27 protein-coding genes and 4 tRNA genes are annotated in these 23,647 nt (G+C 66.2%); 14 read left to right on the top strand and 17 right to left on the bottom strand.

What is annotated here, in order from left to right; genetic code table 11:
• Positions 1-666: DDE-type integrase/transposase/recombinase (locus tag ACJH6I_RS22640; protein WP_406784517.1), on the bottom strand; the 666-nt coding region annotated here is incomplete at its 3' end.
• A gap of 138 nt (positions 667-804) precedes the next feature.
• On the opposite strand from ACJH6I_RS22640, the gene ACJH6I_RS22635 reads away from it, so the two are divergent.
• A complete protein-coding gene (locus ACJH6I_RS22635; RefSeq protein WP_406784513.1) occupies positions 805-1,185 on the top strand; it encodes a hypothetical protein in 381 nt (126 codons plus the stop codon).
• Positions 1,186-1,263: 78 nt separating this feature from the next.
• On the opposite strand, the gene ACJH6I_RS22630 is transcribed toward ACJH6I_RS22635, so the two are convergent.
• Entirely contained in the window at positions 1,264-1,581 is a 318-nt protein-coding gene (locus tag ACJH6I_RS22630) for a hypothetical protein (RefSeq protein WP_318987340.1), read from the bottom strand.
• Between the two features lie 214 nt (positions 1,582-1,795).
• Between ACJH6I_RS22630 and ACJH6I_RS22625 the strand changes: the two genes are divergently transcribed.
• On the top strand, positions 1,796-2,137 hold the full coding sequence (locus ACJH6I_RS22625) for a tyrosine-type recombinase/integrase (protein ID WP_318987351.1): 342 nt from the start codon (positions 1,796-1,798) through the stop codon (positions 2,135-2,137).
• Here the strand turns inward: ACJH6I_RS22625 and ACJH6I_RS22620 are convergent.
• A tRNA-Lys gene (locus ACJH6I_RS22620) sits at positions 2,096-2,171 on the bottom strand. The two genes, ACJH6I_RS22625 and ACJH6I_RS22620, sit on opposite strands and share 42 nt — an antisense overlap.
• A gap of 164 nt (positions 2,172-2,335) precedes the next feature.
• Between ACJH6I_RS22620 and ACJH6I_RS22615 the strand changes: the two genes are divergently transcribed.
• From ACJH6I_RS22615 to ACJH6I_RS22600, 4 genes are all read left to right on the top strand, one after another.
• Positions 2,336-2,408: transfer RNA gene (locus ACJH6I_RS22615), tRNA-Glu, on the top strand.
• 33 nt (positions 2,409-2,441) lie between these two features.
• Positions 2,442-2,518, top strand: a tRNA-Asp gene (locus ACJH6I_RS22610).
• A gap of 25 nt (positions 2,519-2,543) precedes the next feature.
• Positions 2,544-2,617, top strand: a tRNA-Phe gene (locus ACJH6I_RS22605).
• 742 nt (positions 2,618-3,359) lie between these two features.
• Complete coding sequence (locus ACJH6I_RS22600) at positions 3,360-4,832, top strand: AAA family ATPase (protein WP_318987341.1); 1,473 nt, start codon at positions 3,360-3,362, stop codon at positions 4,830-4,832.
• A gap of 250 nt (positions 4,833-5,082) precedes the next feature.
• Here the strand turns inward: ACJH6I_RS22600 and ACJH6I_RS22595 are convergent, their stop codons facing one another.
• The 5 genes from ACJH6I_RS22595 to ACJH6I_RS22575 all read right to left on the bottom strand — a co-directional run bounded on the left by ACJH6I_RS22595 (position 5,083) and on the right by ACJH6I_RS22575 (position 7,899).
• The gene (locus ACJH6I_RS22595; RefSeq protein ID WP_318987342.1) at positions 5,083-5,733 is read right to left on the bottom strand and encodes a hypothetical protein; all 651 of its coding nucleotides are present in this window, start codon (positions 5,731-5,733) and stop codon (positions 5,083-5,085) included.
• A gap of 5 nt (positions 5,734-5,738) precedes the next feature.
• Positions 5,739-6,383, bottom strand: coding sequence for a uracil-DNA glycosylase family protein (locus tag ACJH6I_RS22590; protein WP_318987343.1), 645 nt, complete (start codon positions 6,381-6,383; stop codon positions 5,739-5,741).
• Between the two features lie 352 nt (positions 6,384-6,735).
• A complete protein-coding gene (locus ACJH6I_RS22585) occupies positions 6,736-6,960 on the bottom strand; it encodes a hypothetical protein (protein ID WP_318987344.1) in 225 nt (74 codons plus the stop codon).
• A gap of 209 nt (positions 6,961-7,169) precedes the next feature.
• Positions 7,170-7,715 (bottom strand): hypothetical protein, encoded by a 546-nt coding sequence (locus ACJH6I_RS22580; RefSeq protein WP_318987352.1) that lies wholly within the window; start codon positions 7,713-7,715, stop codon positions 7,170-7,172.
• A 55-nt stretch (positions 7,716-7,770) separates the two neighbouring features.
• A complete protein-coding gene (locus ACJH6I_RS22575; protein WP_256370092.1) occupies positions 7,771-7,899 on the bottom strand; it encodes a hypothetical protein in 129 nt (42 codons plus the stop codon).
• Positions 7,900-8,370: 471 nt separating this feature from the next.
• Here ACJH6I_RS22575 and ACJH6I_RS22570 point away from each other — a divergent pair, with 471 nt between their 5' ends.
• Together ACJH6I_RS22570 and ACJH6I_RS22565 are read left to right on the top strand one after the other, a co-directional pair.
• The gene (locus ACJH6I_RS22570; protein ID WP_318987345.1) at positions 8,371-9,399 is read left to right on the top strand and encodes a hypothetical protein; all 1,029 of its coding nucleotides are present in this window, start codon (positions 8,371-8,373) and stop codon (positions 9,397-9,399) included.
• A 37-nt stretch (positions 9,400-9,436) separates the two neighbouring features.
• A complete protein-coding gene (locus ACJH6I_RS22565; protein WP_318987346.1) occupies positions 9,437-9,703 on the top strand; it encodes a DUF6480 family protein in 267 nt (88 codons plus the stop codon).
• Here ACJH6I_RS22565 and ACJH6I_RS22560 read toward each other — a convergent pair whose 3' ends face one another.
• The 8 genes from ACJH6I_RS22560 to ACJH6I_RS22525 form a co-directional block, all read right to left on the bottom strand.
• Positions 9,704-10,336: a flavodoxin family protein gene (locus ACJH6I_RS22560; protein WP_212813292.1), complete on the bottom strand. Its 633-nt coding sequence runs from the start codon at positions 10,334-10,336 to the stop codon at positions 9,704-9,706.
• A gap of 48 nt (positions 10,337-10,384) precedes the next feature.
• A complete protein-coding gene (locus tag ACJH6I_RS22555) occupies positions 10,385-11,353 on the bottom strand; it encodes a YncE family protein (protein WP_318987347.1) in 969 nt (322 codons plus the stop codon).
• Positions 11,354-11,432: 79 nt separating this feature from the next.
• Positions 11,433-12,056 carry a pyridoxamine 5'-phosphate oxidase family protein gene (locus ACJH6I_RS22550; RefSeq protein WP_318987348.1) on the bottom strand — a complete coding sequence of 208 codons (624 nt, stop codon included), beginning with the start codon at positions 12,054-12,056 and terminating at the stop codon, positions 11,433-11,435.
• A 39-nt stretch (positions 12,057-12,095) separates the two neighbouring features.
• A complete protein-coding gene (locus tag ACJH6I_RS22545; protein ID WP_212813287.1) occupies positions 12,096-12,755 on the bottom strand; it encodes a histidine phosphatase family protein in 660 nt (219 codons plus the stop codon).
• Positions 12,756-12,878: 123 nt separating this feature from the next.
• Positions 12,879-15,452, bottom strand: a complete 2,574-nt coding sequence (locus ACJH6I_RS22540; RefSeq protein WP_406784512.1) for a cellulase family glycosylhydrolase — start codon at positions 15,450-15,452, stop codon at positions 12,879-12,881.
• Positions 15,453-15,579: 127 nt separating this feature from the next.
• Complete coding sequence (locus tag ACJH6I_RS22535; RefSeq protein ID WP_406784511.1) at positions 15,580-16,227, bottom strand: hypothetical protein; 648 nt, start codon at positions 16,225-16,227, stop codon at positions 15,580-15,582.
• Positions 16,228-16,286: 59 nt separating this feature from the next.
• Positions 16,287-16,958 (bottom strand): MspA family porin, encoded by a 672-nt coding sequence (locus ACJH6I_RS22530; protein ID WP_064857817.1) that lies wholly within the window; start codon positions 16,956-16,958, stop codon positions 16,287-16,289.
• 246 nt (positions 16,959-17,204) lie between these two features.
• Positions 17,205-17,891 (bottom strand): MspA family porin, encoded by a 687-nt coding sequence (locus ACJH6I_RS22525; protein ID WP_082934546.1) that lies wholly within the window; start codon positions 17,889-17,891, stop codon positions 17,205-17,207.
• Between the two features lie 416 nt (positions 17,892-18,307).
• Between ACJH6I_RS22525 and ACJH6I_RS22520 the strand changes: the two genes are divergently transcribed.
• The 6 genes from ACJH6I_RS22520 (at position 18,308) to ACJH6I_RS22495 (ending at position 22,432) form a co-directional block, all read left to right on the top strand.
• Complete coding sequence (locus tag ACJH6I_RS22520) at positions 18,308-18,835, top strand: hypothetical protein (protein ID WP_064857834.1); 528 nt, start codon at positions 18,308-18,310, stop codon at positions 18,833-18,835.
• A 23-nt stretch (positions 18,836-18,858) separates the two neighbouring features.
• On the top strand, positions 18,859-19,557 hold the full coding sequence (locus ACJH6I_RS22515; protein WP_064857818.1) for a sensor domain-containing protein: 699 nt from the start codon (positions 18,859-18,861) through the stop codon (positions 19,555-19,557).
• A gap of 66 nt (positions 19,558-19,623) precedes the next feature.
• Positions 19,624-20,064: an SRPBCC family protein gene (locus ACJH6I_RS22510; protein WP_064857819.1), complete on the top strand. Its 441-nt coding sequence runs from the start codon at positions 19,624-19,626 to the stop codon at positions 20,062-20,064.
• Positions 20,065-20,111: 47 nt separating this feature from the next.
• Positions 20,112-21,191 carry a CaiB/BaiF CoA transferase family protein gene (locus tag ACJH6I_RS22505; RefSeq protein ID WP_406784510.1) on the top strand — a complete coding sequence of 360 codons (1,080 nt, stop codon included), beginning with the start codon at positions 20,112-20,114 and terminating at the stop codon, positions 21,189-21,191.
• A gap of 65 nt (positions 21,192-21,256) precedes the next feature.
• The gene (locus tag ACJH6I_RS22500) at positions 21,257-21,694 is read left to right on the top strand and encodes an SRPBCC family protein (protein WP_406784509.1); all 438 of its coding nucleotides are present in this window, start codon (positions 21,257-21,259) and stop codon (positions 21,692-21,694) included.
• Between the two features lie 27 nt (positions 21,695-21,721).
• Entirely contained in the window at positions 21,722-22,432 is a 711-nt protein-coding gene (locus ACJH6I_RS22495; RefSeq protein ID WP_406784508.1) for a GntR family transcriptional regulator, read from the top strand.
• 48 nt (positions 22,433-22,480) lie between these two features.
• Here the strand turns inward: ACJH6I_RS22495 and ACJH6I_RS22490 are convergent, their stop codons facing one another.
• Positions 22,481-23,641: a pyridoxal phosphate-dependent aminotransferase gene (locus tag ACJH6I_RS22490; protein WP_406784516.1), complete on the bottom strand. Its 1,161-nt coding sequence runs from the start codon at positions 23,639-23,641 to the stop codon at positions 22,481-22,483.
• Positions 23,642-23,647: the final 6 nt, after the last annotated feature.

Below are 23,647 nucleotides of genomic sequence, written 5' to 3'. Positions count from 1 at the left end.
TTTGTCCACCCCGGTCTTGAGGTTGTCACACACCAACCGGGCCGGGACCCCGCCGAAGAACTCGAACGCCGCGACATGGCAAGCGCACCAGGTGGTTTGGTCCATCCGGATCACCGGGCGCACGAACAGGTGCCGCGAACACGCCAACACCATCACGAACGCCCACACCGCCACCCGGCGGCCCACCGCGGGATCGAACCACATGCCCAGGCGACCGTAGTCGATCTGCGCTTCACTGCCCGGCTCGACCGGCCCGCGCGGCACGGTCACCTTCGCTCGTGCCACCTCTTCCGCGAAATGTGTTGCGATCCAACGCCGAACCGAGGACTCCGACACCGCTACCGCATGCTCGTCCCGCAACCGCTGAGCGATCGTGGCGATCGTGACATCGGCATCGAGCCAGGTCTTGATCTGGTCCCGGTGCGGTTCGATCAGCGGCCAGGTCAGCGCCCGCGCCGCAGGATCGGACAGTTCCGGGAACCACCCGCCGATCAGCTCCGACCACTGTGGCGCGGTCAGCGGCTCGGTACCCGGGCCGATACCCGCCGCGACCGCCGGAGCCAAATATTTGCGGACGGTCTTGCGGTCAATGCCCAGCGACTCCGATAACTGGACCTGCGAACGGCCCGCGTGCCAGTGGGTGAACAACTCGACCAAATCGAGCATCACGATACTTCTCCTCGCCATCAGCGCCCTTCCATCCACCATCAGATGGATGCAGAGCGAACCGGTAAACGAGGCCCACACCAGGCAGACACACCGCCCAGGGTGGGGAATTACGTGACAGCCAGGGTGGGGAATTACGTGACGGACAACCCCTCAAACCTGGGGAAATACGTGACCGCTGACAGTTGGGGAACTTTGATGGAGGGCCCCTCGGCTGAAAGCCGAGAGAGCTACAGCTCTGCTTTCGTCCGCACCCTGCTGGCGCGCGGGAAGCTCGAGATTCTTGGGGGCTACCGCACAGTCATCGAAGCTTTGGAGGATGTGATCGACGAGGCGACGCAAGCGTCTAAGCGCCCCGGCCCACCGGACGGCGCCGAACTCGGGCGCCGGCTAGGTGCGGTATCTACTGCAATAACCAAAGTGGTGTCGCCACCTCGGCTGCGCGTCGTCCGTCGATCGAAATCTGCCGGCGCGCCCGCGCATGGTCGTGTGGAAAAGGCGTCGGACGGCGCTTCCTGACCATTCGCGCCCTTGGGGTCAGCGGGGCGCAGCTCAAATTGCGCCCAAAAAGTGGCCATGAGGCACCGACAAACTCAGTTAAAAGCTCTGACCGTCTTCCATCAGGTTGACTTTGAGAGAGTCCTTCAACGCCTCGACGTTGCCACCTTTGGCCAATAAGGCGGTCTGCGAGCCGAGGCCAACAAGCTGTGAGGCGAGCTGGACGACGCACTCGGAACAGTTGTCCACTTCGGCGAGGATTTCGTCGGTGCGGGGTAATCGATTGTTGTTGAGTGCCGCCAAGATCAGTCGTTGCGCGCGAGTCCCGTCGATGTTGGCGGCTGCTCTGGTTTGGCCTTGCGCGCGCAGCGAGCACGGTTTACAGGTGGTCATCTCTCCATCATCACCTTTGGTCACGGTCGGACCGCTGGAGTCATGGCGGCGTGCTGTTGGTGCCAAGCGATGTCGCGGCCTGTGCCGCCTTCGGTCGCGCGGTTGTTATTGACGGTGATGTGGGTGTCGCCGCCCTGAATTGTCGACGAAGTCGGCCGGTCGGACTGTCCCGCTGCCGGCGTTCGCGGTTTCGATGCTGACCGCGCGCCGCGGCCGGGATTTCTGAGGCGAGCAGCCGATGACCTTTCCGTCGTCCGCGGGTACTCATCGGGACCCCGACAACTTCAACAAACAGTGGCGGGCGGTTCGCGAAGGCCTCGGTGTGCCGGACGTGAGCAGTCACTCGTTCCGAAAGTCGGTGGCCACCCTGATCGATGAGGCGAGACTGTCCGCCAGGTTCGACGCCGAAAAACTCGGCCACGCGAAAGTGTCGATGACCCGAGATGTCTACATGGGCCGCGGCAAGGTACATCCGCAGGTCGCGGCCGTGCTGGACCGCGCTATTTCCGACGAACAAACGTCGACTCAGTTGACACGTTGGTGCCCCCACCAGGGCTCGAACCTGGGACCTGCGGATTAAAAGTCCGTAGCTCTACCGACTGAGCTATAGGGGCGTGGGACACAGGATACTGCGTCCCGTGCAGCGGCCTCCGGGGGTAGGTGGTTGAGCGGCGGTTGGTGGTCTGAAGTGCCGATTTGGGCCGTGGGGCGGTCGTGCCCTAAGCTATCGAAGCTCCCAACGGAAACGTTGAGAGCGCCCCCGAAGAGATTCGGATTGGCCCCCATCGTTTAGTGGCCTAGGACGCCGCCCTTTCACGGCGGTAGCACGGGTTCGAATCCCGTTGGGGGTACGCAACGCGAGAGCGAAGCAACGCAGTATGTAAGGCCCTGTGGCGCAGTTGGTTAGCGCGCCGCCCTGTCACGGCGGAGGTCGCGGGTTCGAGTCCCGTCAGGGTCGCCAGAACGGCGAGGCAACTTGCCCTTCCGGCCAGGTAGCTCAGTTGGTACGAGCGTCCGCCTGAAAAGCGGAAGGTCGCCGGTTCGATCCCGGCCCTGGCCACTTCAAGAACCACCTGGAGACGGGTGGTTTTTCTCGTATTTGGGCGCGTGCCGTGATCGTCAGCCGCCCCCGCCGCAGCCGCCCCCGCCGCAGCCGCCCCCGCCCCCGCGGTGCCCACCACCGCAGCCTGAGTGCGCCCCGTGGCCTCCCTCGCCGCAGCCGGAGAAGTCAGCACCGGCAGCCCAGCCGCCAGCTCCGGCGTCGGCAACGGGCCCGGAGCTTCCGCCGCGGGTAACTCCAAGGCGTTGAAGCCCCCGTCGCTTGACGGTTACGAAGAGCAAAATGAGCGCCGCGTCGAACGCGATGACCACTACCGGAATCGTCCACCACATGATCGCGTCCTCCCGCATCGTGTACGCACTTACGGGACGAAGCGGACCATCACCGCAGCGCTACCGATTCCAACTCCGGCGTCGTACTCGCCGTGGGTATCACACGGCACCCGACGCGCGAATCCACCTCAGCACCGGATTGACCGGGTCGGCCTCAGGGTGAGGACCGTGGCTTACACCGTTAGCCAGCGCGGCTGGGGAACACGTTCTCAACCGACCGCGTGTCCCAAGTCGCGGCGCGCCGTACGGTGGCGAACCTGATGGGGGATCGGCTGCCGGGACTCAGTGCCGAGGACGTGTACAGCGAGCAGCTGGCCTAGGCGCCCGCTCCGCCGAGCCGAGCCGCATCTGTGGCCGTGGCACGATCAGAAGTCCGCAGTGGCTCGACGTTCTCTGGTTAGCATCTCGCCATGACGGAGATCAGCCCGAGCGAACTCTCGGCGCTTGCAGAGAAAGTCAACAAAGGCAAGTACGGGAAGTACCTTCGGCGGGTAATCCTTCGCAAGGTTCGAGGTTTCACCGATAAAGAGGTCCGATTCGACTTTCCAGTGACCGCGCTGATTGGTCCGAACGGCGGTGGGAAATCCACGATTTTGGGGGCTGCCGCGTTGGCGTACAGGGGGGTGAAGCCAGAACGATTCTTCGCGAAGAGCGGCCGTTACGACTCGAGCATGGTGAAGTGGTCGATCGAGCACGGGGTCATCGACAAGGAGGTGGATCCGGCGGCGGAGGTGCGGCGTAGCGTCAACTTCCCCTCCTCGAAGTGGAATCGAAAGCCTTTTGTCCGTGACGTGCTCGTCTTCGGAGTTACGCGGACGGTGCCCGCGACGGAGCGTGCGGACCTTCGTCTCGCCCGAGGTAGCAGTTTCAAGGCGATCTCGGAAACGAACCTCCCATCCAAGGTCATTGAGGCAACGCAGGCAATCCTCGGCAAGACTGTGGACGGTTACTCCGAACTGGATGTGACCACGCGCGCGACTCTCTATGCGGCCAAGGACGACGGCACCGGCACCTCGTATACGGAGTTCCACTTCGGGGCCGGACAGGCCAGCATCATCCGGATCGTCGCGGGTATCGAGGCCGCTGAGGAAAACAGCCTGATTCTCATCGAGGAGATCGAGAATGGGCTCCACCCCGTCGCTACGAGGCGACTCGTGGACTACTTGATCAGCGTCGCTATCCGCAAGAAGTGCCAGGTCATCTTCACCACGCACTCGTCAGAGGCGTTGGAAGCGCTTCCGTCTGATGCTGTGTGGGCGGCGATCGACGGTGAGGTCATGCAAGGAACTCTCAACATCGCGGCTCTCCGTTCGATCACGGGGGCTATTCCGGCGCAGGTGGTGGTGTTCGTAGAGGATGGGTTCGGTGAGCTTGTCCTCGCAGCGGCTCTGCGCCACCACGGTGCCGACCTCAGTGCCGTGGCAATTCACGGGCTCGGGGGAGCTGAGCAAGCGATCAAGATTCAAGAGGGCCGCTTGAAGGATCCGACGGCTGTGGTACCCAGCGTTGTATTCCTCGACGGCGATAAGGCAGACAAGGAGAACGACGCCAACAGAATCTACGTGCTGCCCGGCGGCGATGACCCCGAGGTGCACGTCTACGACGTTGTGCTGGGCGACCTCGACAACCAAGCGGCGAAGCTCACAGCGGCGTTGAATCTTCCGATGGACCAGCAGAACCGGGTGAAGGAGGTGGTTCGGGAGACCGGACTCACCAACCACGACCGGCATATCATCTTCCGTCAGATCGGGGAGAAGCTAGACCTCACCGCTGAGCTCGTAGTTGCCAATGCGTTCCTCGGGTTGTGGGCACAGCTTCGGCCTGACGAGATCACGGCGCTGTTGTCGCCGATTCAGGAGCGCCTGCCGATGAAGGCCCCGTAGGCGCGGTACTACCCACCATCGGTCGTGTAAAACGAATGCCCGCTGCGCTTGGGCCACCACTCAATCAGACCATCAGCTGCATTGTGACGAGGCGTGGATGGCATCCAACCAGGGCCGAGGAGCATTGGCAGGCGTGGAGGACGGGAAGGCTGCCGGCCGCCCTGAGAGCTAACGGACCGCGGGTGAATCCGTGGCATGCTGGCCGGCACGGCGTCTGGGGTGGACAGCTGCGCGATGCACACCGCCATAATCAGCGCCTCCCCGCGATTTTCCGGCCCGCGTTGAAGTAGGCCATCTCCACCGCGTCCGCCCGCACCCCCTCGACAGAGGCGATGCCGTGCGCGTGGTCGATCCATTTCGAATACGTTGACGGATCCCAGGGCCCATTTCGCGAGATGTCCCAACCGTCAACCGTTTTCAGCGCCACGGCAACGAACTGGTCCAGGATGAGTGCCCGCCCGGGCTGACGACGATTGGCGTCTGCGGAGTAGAGGAACTTGGTGAAGAACGACGGGCCAAGATGCTTGAGGTACTGCGGCTGCCCTCTCAACATCGCTGTGTAGGCATCCACGGTGTCACCGCCCCGTAGCATCTGGGCAGCGGTCTGCAGGGAGTCACTGATGCGCTCGGCGTCGTTGTCCCTGAACACCTTTGCGCGTCTGCCGACGAGGAACGCCCACTTGCCTGTTCCCCACACGTAACCGGCGAGCAGTGACTGCGGCAGCCCGTGGCTGTGCGCGGTGTCGAGCAGATCGGCCCTCGTGATGGTGCGGTATCCGCGGTCCCGGGCGGGCAGCTGTTCGAGGAAGGCTCCCCACCCGTTCGGTACCCGCGGAGTCCACCATGCCGGGCGGAACCGGAAGCCGTGCGCGAGGACCTCGTTTTCGGTAGGGAACTCCACGATGCCTAACACTTCGTATCGTCGCGTGGGCGATCGAAGCTCCACCGGATGGCCGCGGCCAGATGCGCTACGTAGTCCACGACGAGTTCGTTGTCGTGCTGGCGCTGGATCCATGACGGGTGCTTCGCGGCGAAGACGAGTGGCGCATCCTTCGGAAGCCGTCCGCGCGGGGGCTCGAACGGTGGCACTGACACCCGGGCTCGTGGGAAGAAGAACTTCACGACGCGTTCGGCGTCGCGGCCCAGCGTGATCACCAGCCGGGGGCGCACGATCCCAATCTCGCGGTGCAGGAACGGGGAGCAGTTGACGATCTCGTGCTGATGAGACGCGCGGTTCTTCGGCGGGTGGCAGTGCACCGCGTTGCTGATGAACACCTGGTCCTTCGTGAGGCGGGCAAGCCTGATGGCTTCGTCGATCAGGTCACCGCTTCCCTCGGTGAAGGGGATCTGGGTCGCCATGCACTTCTCGCACAAGCTCTGCCCGACCAGCACCACCGGTGAGGTCAAGCAGCCGTACCCGGGCGCGGACGCAGTGATGCCCTCGATGTTCATCCCTTCGCAGCGGCGGCAGTTGGCAATCTCGGTGTCGAGGGTGATCTTGAGCCTTCGCCGCGAGGCGTCGGTGTCATGCCCCACCGCGTTCGAGCTCATCGGTGGAGTGTAGGTAGGACGACGTGTGTGGCGATGGAGATCACCGGCAACTGCATTGCTCCACGGGTTGACGACCCGTTGCCGGACCGCCTCCACCTCCCGCACTGCGGGACGCCGCGTCACCCTGTGAGAATCGATCCATGACCACCCGTGCCGGCTCCGACGAGCATTACGTCCTCGATCTGTGCGACGAGATCCTCGGGATTCCGGGACGGCGCCAGCAGCGATTCGACTGGTTGCGCGGTGACCCTTCTGCCAAGCGGCCCCGCGGTACGGAACTCCCCGTCGACGGGTATGGCCCGATCTGGGACTGGTCGTCGAGTTCCAGGAGGAGCAGCATTCGCAGCCGTCGCTATTCTTCGACCGGCGCCAGACCGTCTCTGGGATCGGCAGGGGCGAGCAGCGCCGCCGCTACGACGAGCACAAGCGCACCTCGATTCCCGAACACGGGCTGCGGCTCGTCGTAATCGAGAAGTCCACCTTCATCTTGCGATCGCGGCGGATCGCACGTAACCGCGCACGCGACCTCGCAGTTATCCGGGAGCACCTCGGGCTGGGCTGAGACATCGGTGCTCACACAGCACCATTCCCATCCGACTCGGGTGGGGTCAACACCAGGCCCACGGAGGTGAACGCGGCTCAGCCGCTCGGCCAGCTCGCCGCCTGCACGCTCGCAGCCAACACGTGCCCAGTCATCGTCTGCCCTGTTATCAGTAGATCAGTCGTCGGATGGGACCTGCTCGGCCCACGTGAGTGGGGTTCGGCGTGACTGCCGCGACGGCTACGTCATTCGGCCCGGGTCGGGCGAGGCGCCCACACCCGGCTCCACACTTCACGAATCGCGACGCCGAGCAGAACCAGTGCGAACACCACCAGCAAGCTCAACTTGAGACCACCGCCGAATCCCGTGCCGTAGTGGAGCGCACTGAGGATGATGGCGGCACCGGTGATCGGCGCGAGAATCGTGACAATGCCCGCGGGCCATCGCGCGACGGATATCGCTTCGACCACGGCGGCAATGGTAGTGATAGCCAGCGCCACGACCGCGACGGTCGAGAGGACGTTCACGATGAAGAACCCATCGTTCAGCACCGGCGGATGGCCGGTCAGAGGCTCGTACGCCGTCCAACCAAAGTCTTTGTGCCCCAACCCGACTCCGAATATCGACTCGTCGTAGTCGGCGTACCGCCGCGGCAAGCCGAAGTTCAATGGCGCTGAATTCATCTCCGTCATGAGACGTGCGACGACGAACACCCACCACGACACGGCCCCGGTGACGTGAGCGATCCGCGCCGTAACGAAGCGCCGACCGTGGAGTTCAACGCAGCTCATCCGAATACCGGCGCGCCGTTCGGACCGATCTGTGGCGCCGGCGCGAAGCAGCGAGTCATAGTTCGTCGTCTTCGTCTTCAAGCCGCGGGCGTGGCTTGCGCATCACGACCACTGCCCAGATCACGCCGCCGATGAGCGCCGCGACGATCGCCAAGAAGACGAGCTGTCCCGCCAGATAGTCCATCGCATCCCCCTGCCCCCCGAAATCCAAGGATAAGGGGATCACCGGCATGGTTCCCGCGGAGATTTGGGCGTCTCCCGCTGAGGTGACAGCAGGACGGAACACGCGCAACCGTGGCACCGGACTATGTTGGCCAGTGAACGGGTGAAAGCGTGGCGATGATGGCCGGTCTCCTCCGAATGGGTACGTACCTGGCGGCTTGCGGGGCGCTGGCCCTCGGCCTGTCGCCGGTAGCGGCAGCTGACGCGGCTTTCGACCCGACGGGCAACCGATCAGGCGGCCCGGTACCGACCGTCAACGGTGTGCCCTGTGTCGGTGGCGGCCTGGGTGTTTGCGTGAGCATGAGGCAGAACCGTCCGCCCGCTTCGGTGCCGCAGTCCGGTGTGGGGCACAGTCCGACGGTGCGCCGCTGAGTGTCGAGCCGCCCGACGCGCAACCGGCGGCCGACGAGTTCAGCTGGGTAAGGTGCTGGCAATGACCAATTTCCCGGAGCCGGCCGACGACCTCGAGCCGCAGCTCGAACCGGTCGCGGCCCGGCTCCTCGACGCGCAGGTGGCGTTCGCCATGCAGCAGCTGCGCGGCGAGAACTACCACAGCCTGGTCCTCGACGAGATCGAGCACGCCCTGTCGGAGGCGTCGGACATCACGCTGTCCGACGCGGTGACGCCCACGATGATCAAGAACGTCGCCGCGAAGTACGCCGTGCAGGTCCCGGTGGAAGGCGGCATCGCGGAACTGGTCAGTGAGATCGCTGCCCGGCTCTATCAGCTCACCGCATCCTCGGACACCCGATTCGGCGACGTCATCGATGGGCGCCGTTTCAGTGAGCTCAGCGCGATGGTGGTCGAGATGGGCGTCACCCAGCGAGTTCTGGAGCACGTTCTGAGCAGCGAAGCGTTCACCGAATTCTGCGTGACGCTGGTCCAGCACTCGCTCGCCGAATCCGTCACGCAGGGTGGCAGGTCGTTGGCCCGTGGTCGACTGGGCCGCGTGTTCGGCGCAGTCGGCGCCCGGATGCCACAGGGCCCGGTCGAACGGCTGGAGCTGCGCGCCGAGGATCTGGCGCGCCGCGGTGCGCGCTTTCTGCTCGCCCACACGCATGCGGACGAAGACGTGCTCGCCGAGGCGCTCAACGATCTGTGGCGCAGCAACCTGAACAGCCCGCTGTCGTCGGCGATTTCGGTGATTTCGGCCGACGATGTCGAGGACGCTGTCGTGCCGATCTACGAGTTCTGGCGCACGTTCCGGGACACCGACTACTTCCGTGCGCTCCTCGATGAGGGCATCGACCACGTCTTCGAAAAGTACGGCGATGTCAGCCTTTACGATCTGCTGCTCGATCTCGGGGTGGGCCGTGAGGACATGATCGAGGAAGCGCTGCGCTTCGGCCCGCCGGTGATCGCCCTGCTCGATGAGCGCGGTTATCTGGAGTCGGTGCTGCGACGCCGTCTCATCCCGTTCTACGCCTCGGATCAATTCCGGGAGGCCCTGGCTGGCGGCTGAGACGTTTGGCTGTGCAGCACCCGGGTAACCACCCGTCATGGCTTCCGACAGACAGCCGAACCAGGCACCACCTGACCCGGATCCGACATCGACGCCGGGCCTGGCACCAGGCGGCGGCACCGAACCCGGTGACACGCCGCCCGATTCCGGGCAGGAATCGGCGACGAGCAATCCCGATCCGATCCCACCGGCCGGCGGCCCGAAAAAGGTGATCGCCCCGACGGTGGTCATCGCGATCTACGTCATCATCTTCCTGAGCATCGCGATCCTGTTCATCCTGAAGATCGCCGGCGTCTTCAACTGACTACTTGTACGGCGGATACGGCGCGTCGTGCAGCACGCGGGCCAGGTGCGCGGCGTTGCGGGCTGCCGCGGCGGTGGCCGACGCGACCGCTTCGGGGACCTCGTCGAGATCGTTGTAGTCCGTCGACTCCATCGCGGCGCCGTTCCAGTACGTGCAGCCCTGGGCGGGGATGTTGAAGCCAATGTCGTTGAGGCCCTGGAAGATATCGGCGACGGTTTTGTGGGCACCGTCCTCGTTGCCGACGACGCTGACGATCGCGACTTTCTGCGAGACGGCCGGTCGGCCCTGATCGTCCTTGTTGGAAAGCTCGGCGTCGAGGCGCTCCAGAACCCGTTGCGCGACCGACGACGGATGCCCCAGCCAGATGGGCGTGCTGATCAGCAGGATGTCGGCGTCGAGGACCTGGGCCCGGATCTGTGGCCACTGATCGCTGTCGCCCATGTCCGCCTCGACGCCGGGCGCGATGTTGTAGTCCACGCACCGGACGGTTTCGCACGCGACGCCCTGCTCCCGCAGCACGGCCAGGACATGCTCGGCGATGAGGTCACTGCTCGACGGTGCCGGGCCCGGTTTGAGGGTGCAGATCAATGCTGTCGCGCGAAGCGGGATCTGCGGCACGGTGGATTCGGTCATGACGGGCGGGTACCCGCGACGGACTGTGACAAACGGAATGGGCGGGGATCACGAGTTCTGAAGAGACGCCAGGCTGAGCACCCGGACAGTGCCGGCTTCGCGAAGGGTCACGTAGGCCCTTTGGCCGTCGGGATGGATCGCGATCCCGACGGGCACGCCGCCGAGTTTGAAACTCTTGACGACGGTGTCCGTCGCGGAGTTGACGACCTTCACGGTGCCGTCGCCGAATTGGTTGGTCACGCAGACGAGCTTGTTGTTCGGGCTCACCGCCACGCCGACCGGGGTGTTGCCCATGTTGATGGTCTTGCTGACGGTGTTGGTGGCGGTGTCGATGACCGACAGCGTGCCGCCGTCGGCGTTGGCGACGTAGATGCGGGTGCCGTCGTGACTGGCGGCGACGCCCTCCGGGCTGTTCCCGACCGCGATGTCGGTCGTGCCGGCATCGGAGATCATGCGCACCGAATCGCCGGTCCAACTGGCCACGTACAGGCGGGTGCCGAAGGGGCTCAAGGCCATTCCGAATGGGCCGAACCCGAGCTTGGTGGTCGAGGTGACGGTGTTGGTGGCGGTGTTGAGCACCGACACGATGTTGCTGCTACCGATGAAAGCGCGGCTGCCGTCGGGGCTGAGCACCACGCCGTCGGCGCCCTTGCCGGCGCCGGTGCCGACGGGAACGGTGGCGATGACGCTGTTGGTGGCGGTGTCGATGACCGACACCGTGTAGTCGTCGTAGTTGGTGACGTAGGCGCGTGCACCGTCCGGGCGGACGGCCACCCGGTGCGGGTTGTTGCCGACCGCGATGGTCGCCACGACCGACTTGGCGCCGGTATCGATCACCGAGACGGTGTTGGAATGGGCGTTGGTGACGTAGGCGTGGGCTCCGGTCGGGGTGAGGGCGACGCACAGCGGCCAGTCGCCGACGTCGATGCTGGGGATGGCGAGCGGGGTCGACGGTCCGGTGCCCACGCCACCGGGAATCGTGTTGCCCAGGCTGTCATCGTGCTTGAACACCTTCATGGTGGGATCCTTTCGCGTCGCACTCGTCGGCGGTGCTGTTCCGCCAATTTGAGGGCGTCGCGGTCGCTACCGATCCCAATTACGCGTCGGCTGAGCGCGCCTCCAACTCCGCCACCCGTGCCTTGAGCGCGTCGATCTCGGCCTGCAGTTCGGCCTCGCGGCCGTCGAACCTGGCCTGGTATGCCTCGCCGAGTTCGCGCAGGTACTCGCGGTCGAAGCGGGGAATGATGGAGCGTGAGCAGTTCCAGTCGAAGGCCTCGACCGCGATCTCGATCTCGCGCTGCGGACCGTCCTCGATGACCGTCCCGCGGCCGAAGACCTTGAGGCGGGTGCGTCGCGGGTAGTCGACGAAGAACATTGCCAGCCGGTCGTCGGCGGCCAGATTGCCCAGGGTGACGAACTGGTTGTTGCCGGGCAGATCGATGAACCGCAGCCGGTCGGTCTCGGGCAGGTACCGTACGAATCCGGCTGGGCCACTGCGGTATTGGAGGTACGGCCAGCCGTTGGGTGTGACGGTGGCCAGGCAGAACTGGTCTGCGCGCCGGATCATCAGCAGCTCGCGGTCGTCGAGGCGCTGCGGTCCGTCGTCGGCGCGCTCGGTGTGCCGGCCGTACGCCAGATAGCTGCCGTTGCGCTGCTGACGATCCAGGGCATCGGGGCCGAATGCCAGGTGGTGATAGTGATTGTTGGGCTCGGCGGACACAACGGCTACGCTACGCCCGCCTTCGAGCCCGACGATCGGCTAGCGCGGTGGATTGAACGTGTTCGGGGTTTCCGGGTGGATGCGCTGCACCGTGGGGGCCGGGCGTGTGCCCTGTGGGCTGCCGGGATGCAGCGTCACCTGCCAAATACTGCTCAGGTCATTGGGTGTGAAGCACGTCTTGTCCAGGCACGGCACGCATTGCTGGTCGGGGCCGCATCCCGCCACCACGGGAATGCCGAGGAGATTCATGATGCGGAAGATGTTCTCGGTGTTGCCGCCCACGAGTGCGACCGATCCGGCGGGAAGGCTCGAGACTGCTTGGGCCAGCGGTTCGGCGGCTGCGGCGGACGGAGTGCTGGGATCCGCGTTGGGCAACTGCTGAACCGCCAGTCCGCGCGCTGCGGCGGTGTACGACACGGTCTGCTTGGACCGCAGCGCACTCGATGCGTACACGTTGTTGAACCTGATGTCCTGCAGGACCTTGGCGACGGCCTTCGCGTATTGAATCCCGTTGCTCGACAGCGGGAGGGTGGGATCGGAGAACACCGGTTCACCGTGTTCGACGATGTACACGACGGTCGGCGCCCGGTTGGGTGCGTCGGCTTGCGCGGGATTACTCGCCACCGCGATCGGTAGTGCGCACACAGTGCCCGCGATCGCGATCGAAGCTCGGGTTGTGAGCTTGCGTCGTGCCGCCATCGTTGTCCTCCTGGCCGTGAATGATGTTTGCAGGCACCATCTTTCGGTGCGCGCTGAACGGTACGACCGGAGCTGACGAGGCAGCGGGAGAGTTCCGCTGGATGGGATCACGGTCCGGCAACGCTACGGTGCGGCGGTCACCACGACCTGAACGACACCGGTGTCGGTGTCCGACGCGATCACCAATGTCGGTGCGTTCGCGGCCGAGACGACGTGGCCGCCGGTGACGCTGACGGTGTACCCGTTCGGGTAGGCGATGGCCGGCACCGACATGGTGCTCAACGAGCCGGCCGCGAAGCTACCCGAACCGTCCGCCTTGGTGGTCGAGTAACTGAAAGTGAAGGCGCCATTGGCATTTGACAGCTTGAGCGGCGTGCCGGACACCGCCTGTGGGTACGGCGAAGCCAGCACCTGCAGGTTGCCGGTGTTGACGTTGTCGCCGGTCGGCGGCAGGGCCGGGTCGTAGACCACCGACTCGCCGTCGGTGCTGCCGCTGGTGGTGATGTCTCCGACACCGGAGTAGGCCCATTCGGACCAGCTCATCAGGTACCGGTCGGCGGCATTCATCTCGGCTCTCAGATCCGATGGCAGGTGGGAGGCGCCGAATTCGTCCATGAACACGGGGATGTTGTTGGCTTTCCCGTAGGCGTGCGCGGTGGCGGCCTGCTGCATGGCCAGCCATCCGCAGATGCTGCTGGTGGCCGAGCCGGCGCAATAGTCATGAAACGCCAGAACGACTTTCGCGTCGTCGATGGTGCCCAACTGGATGGGTAGGCCGAGGATCGCGGGAACTTCGGACACCGCGGGGTTGGCGGGTTCGACGAACAGCGCGGTGTTCGGATCGACGGCCCGGATGGCGGCGGCCACCTGGTTGTACATCGGCGTCAGTTGCTGCGTCGCGTAGAACGGACTGCCCAGCAGCGTCGGCAACCATGACGTGCCCGGGAAAGGTTCGTTCATGATGTCGTACCCGATGACGCTGGTGTTGCCGGCGACGGCGGCAGCGACCGTCTCCCAGGCCTTGGCGTAGTTGTCCTCGAGGCCGATTCCGTTGGCGGCAGTTGTGTTGTTCCAGAAGCCATCCCACGCCGCGGTCTCGGCGGGGTTCAGGTAGTAGCTGCCGGGGAAACCGAAACTCCGGTTGGGCAGCCCACCGGTCTTGGTGGCCCACTCCGGGGCGCCCTCGCCGCCGAGCGATGCGCTGTACAGGTCCTGGTGCATGTCGATGATCGTGTAGATGCCGTGCGCCGCGAGCATGTCGACGGTCTGCCGGATCGAGTCGATGTAGGCGGCGTCGTACACGCCGGGCTGGGGTTCGACCCCGGCCCAGATGACCCCGAGTCGCACCACGTTGAAACCGTTGGCCGCCAGGAATGCGGCGTCGTCCTCGCTGAATCCGCTGGCCGCCGGATCGTAGGGCGCCAGCTTGTACACCTCGTTGAACCCGTGCAGCAGGACGACCTGCCCGTCGCTGTTGGTCAGCCAGACGCCGGTCGGCGTCACGGACAGCATGGAGCTGTTCACGCCGGTCTGCACGAGGGTGGCGCCGGTACCGGACTTGCCGACCGCGCCGTGGTTGCCCAGCAGGCCCGCGTTGCCGCCGGCGCCGCCGAGCGCCGGCAGGCCCGTGGAGCTGCCGCCGACGCCGCTGTTTCCGGCGCCGCCGCCGCCACCACCGATACCCAGGATGAAGGCACCGTTGCCGCCGTTCCCGCCGCGGCCGCCATCGGCTCCGTCGCCGCCTCGGCCGCCGGCGCCGCCGGCGCCGAACAACAGGCCGCGACCGTTTCCGCCCTTACCGCCTGGCCCGCCGGTACCACCGGCCCGGGCGCCGCCGTTTCCGCCGCGGCCACCGATCCCCATCAGGGCGCCACCGGCGCCTCCCGCGCCGCCCGACGCTCCGGCGCCACCGGCCCCGCCCCGTCCACCATTGCCGACCATGCCCGCCGCGCCGCCGTTGCCTCCGGGGACCGCGGCTTCGGTGCTGTCCCAGCCGGCTCCGCCATCGCCGAACAGCCATCCGCCTGCGGTGCCGTTGGGTGCGGTCGCGGTGCCGGTGCGGCCGTTGCCGATCACGTAGGTGCCGGCCAGCCTGTTGATGACGCCGTCCACGCCCTGCCCGAGCGGACTGGTGATCCAGCCTTGGATGCCGGTGTGCAGCGGGTTGTAGATCACGGCCTGGAACCAGCCGGCCGCATTGGTGGGAAGTGCCGGCACGGCGTTCGGCGCCGCCTGAGTCGCTGCGGAGGGGAGCGTCGCGGCGACAGCGGTTGCGGTGGTGCCGGTGGCTTGCGGGGTCGCCGGAGCAGCCGCGGCCACTGCCGTGGCAGCTGATTTCGGTTTGGTGGCAACGGGTTTCGATGTGGTGTGCGGTCGGGGCGATGAGGCAGCGGTGGTCGCTGCGGCCGTGCGCTGCGGCTGTTTACCAGCTGAACGCGTCGCCGGCGTGCTGCCGGCGGACGGGTGGGTGCCGCTCGAGCGGGGCGGCGCAGCATGTGCCGGCCGAGCGGGGGACTTGGTTGAACCGTCGCTGCCGGCATGCGCGGTGGCACTGGCCGCCGAGGCGGCGGGACTGCCGGCAGCGTCGTGCCCGGACTCGGTGTCGGCCCATGCGACAGCGGTCCCGGTGGTGAGTGCTGCCCCGATGATGGCCGCCGCGAGTCCCCCGACGCCGTACAGACCGGCGCTTACCGTCATTGCTTGTGTATACGTGACCGGTCCGTGCGCTGCGGCCAAAATGGCGCGGCTGTCTGAATTCGGCATGGCCGGACGGCACAGACGATTCGGGCCCGTCAACCGGAGTTGACGGGCCCGAATCGTGTGTTCAGTTGGCGGGTGCCGGCGGAACCGGGGGAACCGGTGCGCCGGGCGGGGGCGGGACATCGGCGGGGTCCGGACGGAACTCCACCAGACCCGGCGGGATGTTGGTGCCAGGTGGCGGCGCCGTGCCGGGCAGGGACTCACCGAGCTGTTCGCGCGGCATCTGTCCGAGCAGGCCGCCCTTCAGGCGACCGTCGCGGTACATGTCGATGTAGCGACCCAGCCACGTACGCCCGTTGACGTCGGCGTTCTCCTCACCGGGTTCGACATCGAACTGCTCGCACTTACCCGGAGCCGACGGCTTGATGCACTGCTGCGGGCCGTAGGCGTTGTTGAAGGCCCGCAGATTGGGGGGCGTGACGGGACCGCCCGCACCGGGGGCCGAGGGCGTGGCGTACTGGCCGAGAACGGAGCCGCGGTCGAGACCGGTCAGGTCCGACGGTGCGCCGAGGGCGGCGGCCAGCGGATTGACGTCGTTGGTCTGTCCCAGGACGTTCAGACCCTGCGGGCCCAGGTTCGCACCCGCGATCGGGACCGCCAGGTTCGCCCCAGGGCCTTCAGCCGCGACGGGCGCGGGTGGCGGCAGGGCGGGGCCTGGCGCCGGGACCGGGGTGGGTACGGGATCGGCGGCTGCGATGTCGGTCTGCGTCATTGCCGTCGCTGCTGCGAAAATCGCTGCGGCGACGGCAATTCCGCGGGTAACACGGTGCATCAGACGGACTTCGTGACGCCGTAGTAGGCGACGATGTCGTCGGTGTCGGTGGTGGAGCTGGTCAGCACCGCGTAGGACCGCAGGAACGACTGGCCGACGCAACCGTCGACCTTGATGTGGGTGTCCTTGAGGGTGACGCGCACCGGCGCGGCCTTGAATGTCTTTTTGTCGACGGGCACCTGGGTCACTGTGCCCGCCTTTGGACGGACTTCGATGGTCCCCGATAGCGGGACGCTCATGCCGGTGGGCAGCAGGCCTGCGAGGGTGGAGCCGGAGGTGCTGATGCCGATCCGGCCAGACAGGCGGACCTGGCCCAGCTCGATACCGCAGCCGATCTGGTAGCCGGCTTCCAGCGTGCCGCCGTTGAGCTTGGTCTTGCCGTTGCCGGTGACGGTGCCGCTGAAGGTGCCGCCCACCAGGTATTCGCGCGAGCTGGCGGCGGTGGTCAGTGGGGCGACGGGCAGCTGGGTTTCGTTCTTGGCCGCGACCTCCAGGACCCAACCATCCGGACTGGTGACGCGGGCCGGTTCGTCGGAGGCCACGATGCCGGTGTCCGGCGGCGGGCCGTCGAAACCGGCTGGATCGACCGGGTCGGCCAGAGCGAGGGGCGTAACGGTCGCCGACAACAGCACGCCTGCTGCGGCAGCCAATGTGGCAAGTCGGTTCAACATGGGGTTACGGGGCCTCTCGTGGTTGGAATCCGGGATGGAACTATCTCGATTCCCGGAGCATTCAATGGTCGTGTCTCGAATTGGTGAACAGTTGGCTAATTGCAGGGAACTGGAGGGGTGCAAAATCGATTTTCTGCAATCAGTGTCAAGTATTTTCTTCTTACTGATTGAAATCGCATCCGGTACACCTGTCCGGCGCGGTCGGGCTCGTGGAGACGTTGTTCGCCCGCGCAGGACATCGGGTCATCAGACGGACTTGGTCACACCGAGGTAGGTGATGATGTCGTCGGTGTTGTCGGTCGAGCTGGTCAGCGTGGCGTACGACCGGATGAACGACTGGCCGGCGCACTGGTCGGTCTTGATCCGGACACCGGTGATCGTGACGCGCGCCGTGGTGCCCTTGAACGACTTCTTGCCGATTGCGACGGTGGTCACGGTGCCGGGCTTGAGGTGCACCTTGCCCTCCAGGCTGATGCCGGTGCCGAGACTCGGGTCAGTGCCGGTGAAGGGGATCCTGATGCCCGGCGTCAAGCTGAGCCCGGGGTTGATCTGGCCTTCGTCGGCGATGATGCCGCAACCGATCTGCTCGCCGGCTTCCAACGTTCCACCAGTGAGTTTGGTCTTTCCGCTGCCGGTGATCTTGCCGGTGAAGGTGCCGGCGACCCAGTACTCGCGCGAGGAGATCGCGGTGGTCAGCGGGGCGACCGGCAGCTGGGTCTCGTTGCTGCCGGTGACCTCGATGTGCCAGCCGTCCGGGGTGTCCAGAACGCCGGCGGGGCCCGACGGCACGGCGCCCTCGCCCGGAGGCGGCGGGGCCGGGTTGCCGGCCGGCTGCACGGCGGGCTCGGCGGGCGGGTCAGCGAGTGCCAGCGGCGCGGTGCCGACCGGGAGCACCACGCAAAGGGCTGCCAACATGGCATAACGGTTCGACATGGTGATGAGCGGGCCTCTCGTATCGGGTAATCAGCGATGCTGCGGGGAGCTGTGCGTTGCTGAATTTGTGTCGCTGTGGAGCATCCACTGGCTGGGTTGCCGGTCGGTGAACGGACTGCAAAAACTTGCCCCTGCGTTATCAACCAGTGGGCAACGCCGGAATGCGCGTGTATTGCTGGAGTTATTTGTGGTGGTAGCCGACTATTGAATGCCCTGTTCAGCGTGTGTGATGTAGGCCATTGGTTGGATCGCAAAATACAACCGACAGGGATTGGAAATCGTCGGTTTGTCCATCGTTAACCAACTGGCCATGTGGACGCTTGACCGTTGGAGGGTCGAACGCCGAGCGTCCGTCATTGCCGGGCCGCGCAGGCCCGGCGGACGCGGCGGTCGCACCGAATGACTTGGAGGAAAAGGTGAAGTCTTCACACACCTGGGTACGGCTGGTGGCCGCGTCTGCTGCTGTCTTCGGCGCCGGCGTCATGTACCTGCCCGCCGCTGCTGCCGATGATGAAGCGGGCCCGATCGGCCCGATCGATGCCGGCTCCGGGGTGCAGTCGTCGGGCGTCACCTCGTCGAACGCCGACCCTGCTGCGGTCGCCGCGTGCTCGCAGTTCGCCTCCGCACTCGACGGCGCGTCCTCGGGCTACGAGAGCTTCGCCGAGAGCCTCGACGCGCACGACCAGTACGTCCACCAGAGCAACGTCGCGGGCCGGACCAGTCTGCGACAGTCCGCCGCCGTCGCGATGGATGCGGCCAACACCCCGGGCCTGGCGCCGGACATCGCCGGCCCGATGCGGTCGTGGTCCTACGGGGCCGCCAAGCTGCTGGTGAAGATGGGCATCGGAATGACGGGCGACAGCCTGGACACCACCGCAACCGAGGTCAACACCAACGCCGAGGCCGTCCAGCGCGGGTGCGCAGCGGCCGGCACTCACGCCTGAGCGCGCCAGCATATAAGGAACACGTGAAGCGACACGCCCTTGGCGTTGCCGTGCTGTGCCTGGCCCTGGCGGCCTGCGGCGGTAAGACCGGCACGCCGACCCCAACCACCCCGTCGGTCGTTGCCGAGTCGAGCATCGACGACCTGCTGCTGACGCCGGACGAGCTGAACAAGACGATTGGCATCACCGGCATGGTCGGTCAGCCGCCCACAGATGTGATGGACGACCACCGCAACATGTTGCCGAACCTGAACTGCCTGGGCGTCTGGCAGATCGACGAGGCCGCCATCTACTCGAAGGACGGCAAGGAGGCAGGCAGCGGCCAGGGCTGGAAGGCCATGCGGCAGCAGACGCTGCGGACACCCGACGTCGACCAGTGGAACTACCTGGCGGCGCAGTCGGTCGTCTACTACTCGACGTCCACGGCAGCGCGGGAGTTCTTCAACCTGTCGGCCGAGCGGTGGTCCAAGTGCACCAACCACCACGTGAACATCCGGCTCAACGACAAGCCGCTGCCGAAGTGGCTGTCCGGCGACCTCGAGCGCACCGACACCAAACTCGCGATGCCCATCACGCGTGGCACCGGGCCCGAAACCCGTTGGTGCCAACACGTTTTGCAGCTGGTCGCCAACCTGATCATCGATGTCGAGGCGTGCACTCCCAAGGCGCCGGTGACCGCGGCCGCTGACATCGCCACGAAGATTCAGGCCGGCATCCACTAACCGGAACGTCCCGCTGGTTGCACCATCCCGGTCCCGGCGCCTGGTCCGGTGGTCTATGGTCGCGCCATGGCAGTCAGCGCGTCGCACGAAGTGACCATCGAGGCAACCCCTGAAGAGATCATGGATGTCATCGCCGATCTGGCGCAGACGCCCGTGTGGTCGCCGCAGTACACCAAGGCCGAGATCCTGGATACCTACGACAACGGCCGGCCGAAGCAGGCCAAGATGACCATCAAGGCTGCCGGCATGGCCGACGACCAGATTCTGGAATACACCTGGACCGACCTGGTGGGCAGCTGGGTGCTGATCAGGTCGTCGTCGCTCAAGAAGCAGGAAGCGCGCTACACGCTGACCCCCGCCGGCAACAAGACCAAGGTGAAGTTCGAGATCACCGTCGACCCGGTGGTGCCGATCCCCGGCTTCCTGCTCAAGCGCAGCGTCAGCGGCGGCGCCGAGACCGCCACCGAGGGACTGAAAAAGTTCATGGCGAAGAACAAGAAGGGCTGACGCGCACCGGGATTCAGCCTCATCGACCCATGGGCTAACGTCGCGGGATGACGAATGCGGGGCCACTGGCCGGAGTCAAGGTGATCGAACTCGGCGGGATCGGCCCCGGGCCGCACACCGCCATGATGCTGGCCGACCTCGGCGCCGACGTGGTGCGGGTCCGTCGTCCCGGCGGGCTGACCATGCCCGCCGAGAACGTCGACCTGCTGCACCGCGGCAAGCGGATCGTCGACCTTGACGTCAAGTCCGACCCGGCGGCGCTGCTCGCGCTGGCCGCGAAAGCCGATGTGCTGCTTGACTGTTTCCGCCCCGGGACCTGCGAGCGTCTCGGTATCGGGCCGGCCGAGTGCGAGGCCGTCAACCCGCGTCTGATCTTCGCCCGGATCACCGGCTGGGGTCAGGACGGACCACTCGCGCAGACCGCGGGCCACGACATCAACTACCTGTCGCAGACCGGCGCGCTGTCGGCCATCGGCTACCGCGACCGGCCCCCGGTGGCACCCCTGAACCTGGTCGCCGACTTCGGCGGCGGTTCGATGCTGGTGCTGATCGGCATCGTGACGGCGCTCTATGAACGCGAACGGTCCGGCCGCGGCCAGGTGGTCGACGCGGCGATGGTCGACGGCGTCAGCATGCTCGCCCAGATGATGTGGACCATGAAGGCCACCGGCGTGATGAAGGACCAGCGCGAGTCGTTCCTCCTGGACGGTGGTGCCCCGTACTACCGCGTCTACGAGACCTCCGACGGCGGGTACATGGCGGTCGGCTCGATCGAGCCGCAGTTCTTCGCCCAGCTACTTGTGGGGCTCGATCTGGATCCCGCGGAGGTGCCCAACCAGTTCGACCTCGCGCGCTACGACGAGATGCGGGACATCTTTGCCGCCCGGTTCGCGAGCCGGACCCGCGCCGAGTGGACCGAAAAATTTGCTGGAACTGATGCCTGCGTCACTCCCGTGCTCAGCTGGACCGAGGCCGCTGCCGGCGAACACCTCCGGGCCAGGTCCACCATCGTCACCGTCGACGGCGTCGACCAGGCAGCGCCGGCGCCGCGGTTCTCGCGGACCCCGTCCGGCCCCGTCGGCGCCCCGCCGCAGCAGACCACGCCGATCGACGCGCTCGGTTGGTAACGGTTTGGAAAGTTAGCTGCCGCATTTCCTATACGAGGCCGGTGTAGAGGACTAAATTTGCCCCTATGGCAGTTATGGCGTCCCGAGAGCTGGTGATCGACGCCTCGCCCGAAGCCATCATGGATGCGCTGGCCGATATGGACGAGGCGTCGCAATGGCGCAGCTTGCACCGGGAATTACAGGTAGTGGATCGGTATCCGGACGGTCGTCCTCACCACGTCAAAGCGACCGTGAAGATCATGGGCATCACCGACAAGGAGCTCCTGGAGTATCACTGGGGTGATGACTGGATGGTGTGGGACGCGTCCGACACCATCCAACAGCGCGGGCAACATGCCGAGTACAAACTGACCCGTGAGGGCGACCGGACCCGGGTGCGGTTCGACATCATCGTGGACCTCGTTGCCCCCATTCCGGAGTTCTTGTTGCGCCGAGCCCGCAAACTGGTGCTCGATGCTGCGGTCGACCGGCTGCGGGCCCGGGTGACTCGTCTCTACGGCTAGTCCAGAATCTGTCGATAGGGAGTTTGTATGACCGACCGCCCACCTTCTCCGCTGTTGGAGAAGCTGGTGGTGGTGCGGCACGGGGGGCCGCAGCAGACCGTGGTGACCGAGCTGCGTCGAGTGATCCTGCGCGGCGACGCGCCGCCGGGGACCCCGGTGCCGCTGACGGAGGTCGCCGAGCTGTTCGGGGTGAGCCACATTCCGGTGCGGGAGGCGCTCAAGACGTTGATCAGCGAGGGCCTGGTGACCCACCGGCCGAACTCGGGGTACACCGTCTCCCGAATGACGAAGCAGGAGCTGCACGAGATGTACGTCGTGCGCGCGGCGCTGGAGGGCGCGGCGCTGGCGCGGGCCGCCGAACGCGCCACCGAGTACGAGCGGGCCGTCGCCATCGAGGCCAATGAGCGCATGGCGCAAGCGATCAAGGACTCCGACGGCGCGGCGTTCCAGCGGGAGAGCCGCAACTTCCACATGGCGCTGGTGCGCCCGTCCGGCATGCACCGGCTGCTGCACATCCTCGAAATGTCCTGGAACATGATCGAACCCGTGCAGGCCATGATGCACGTGACGCCGGACGACCGGGCCAAGCTCAACGGCGATCACGAGGAGATGCTCGAGGCGTTCCTGGCCCGGGACACCGACCGGCTCAGTGCCATCGCACAGCGGCACAACGACAGCGTCGACGCCGCGATCGGCACCCTGCCCACCGACACCGGGCTCCTCACCCAGGACACCTAGGGATTTGTGCACGATTTTCCGCGCCCGCCGCGGAAAATCGTGCACAAATCACAGGGTGCGGAGGCGGCTGATGGCCTCGTCGAGGGTGTCGTCGCGTTTGCAGAAGGCGAAGCGCACCAGGTGATTCCAGCCGGCGGAGTCAGGCGAGTCGGGATCGAGGAATGCCGACATGGGGATGGCCGCGACGCCGACGCGCTCGGGTAGCGCGGCGCAGAATGCGGTGCTGTCGTCGTACCCCAGCGGCCGGGGATCGGCGCACAGGAAGTAGGTGCCGAAGCTGTCGTGCACGTCGAAGCCGATGTCGGTCAGGGCACCGGCCAACCGGTCCCGCTTGCCGCGGTAGGACTTTCGCAGCGCCGCGACCCAGGCGTCCTCGTGGTCCAGCGCGTGCGCGACGGCCGGCTGGAACGGCGCGCCGCCGACGTACGTCAGATATTGCTTGGCGGCGCGGACCCCGGCGATCAGGTCGGCGGGCCCGCACGCCCAGCCGATCTTCCAGCCGGTGCAGTTGAACATCTTGGCGGCGCTGGAGATGGTGACGGTGCGCGCGGCCATGCCGGGGTACCCCGCCAGCGGCCGGTGCTGATGACCGTCGAACGTCAGCTGCTCGTAGACCTCGTCGGTGATGACCAGGAGGTCGTGCTCGATGGCGAGCGCGGCGATGGCCTTCAGCTCGTCGTCGCTGGCGACCATGCCGGTCGGGTTGTGCGGTGAGTTCAGGATCAGGGCGCGGGTCCGCGGCGTGATCGCGGCCCGGAGCCGGTCGATGTCGATGGCGAAGCCGTGGCCGTCGGGCGCCAGCGGAACGACGACGCGTCGGCAGCCGGCCATGGCGATCACGGGGGAGTAGGAGTCGTAGAACGGCGCGATGATCAGTACTTCAGAGCCCGGTTCGACCAGCCCGATCACCGCCGACGCGATGGCCTCGGTACCGCCGACGGTGACCAGTACCTCGGTGTCCGGGTCGTAGTCGATGCCGTAGTGCCGCTTGCGTTGGGCGGCGATGGCCTGGCGCAGCGCGGGGATGCCCGGGCCGGGCGGGTACTGGTTGACGCCACTGGAGATCGAGTCGATGGCCACTTGCAGCATGGGTGCCGGGCCGTCCTCGTCGGGAAACCCCTGGCCGAGGTTGACGGCGCCGACCCGGGCGGCCAGCGCCGACATCTCGGCGAAGATCGTGGAGGCGTAGGGCCGCAGGCGGGCGGCCATCCCCGG

This window comes from Mycobacterium sp. SMC-13, from assembly GCF_045311035.1.
Classification (GTDB): Bacteria; Actinomycetota; Actinomycetes; order Mycobacteriales; family Mycobacteriaceae; genus Mycobacterium.
Note: the sequence above shows the minus strand (reverse complement) of the source record. Positions and strands in the feature narration are given on the sequence as shown.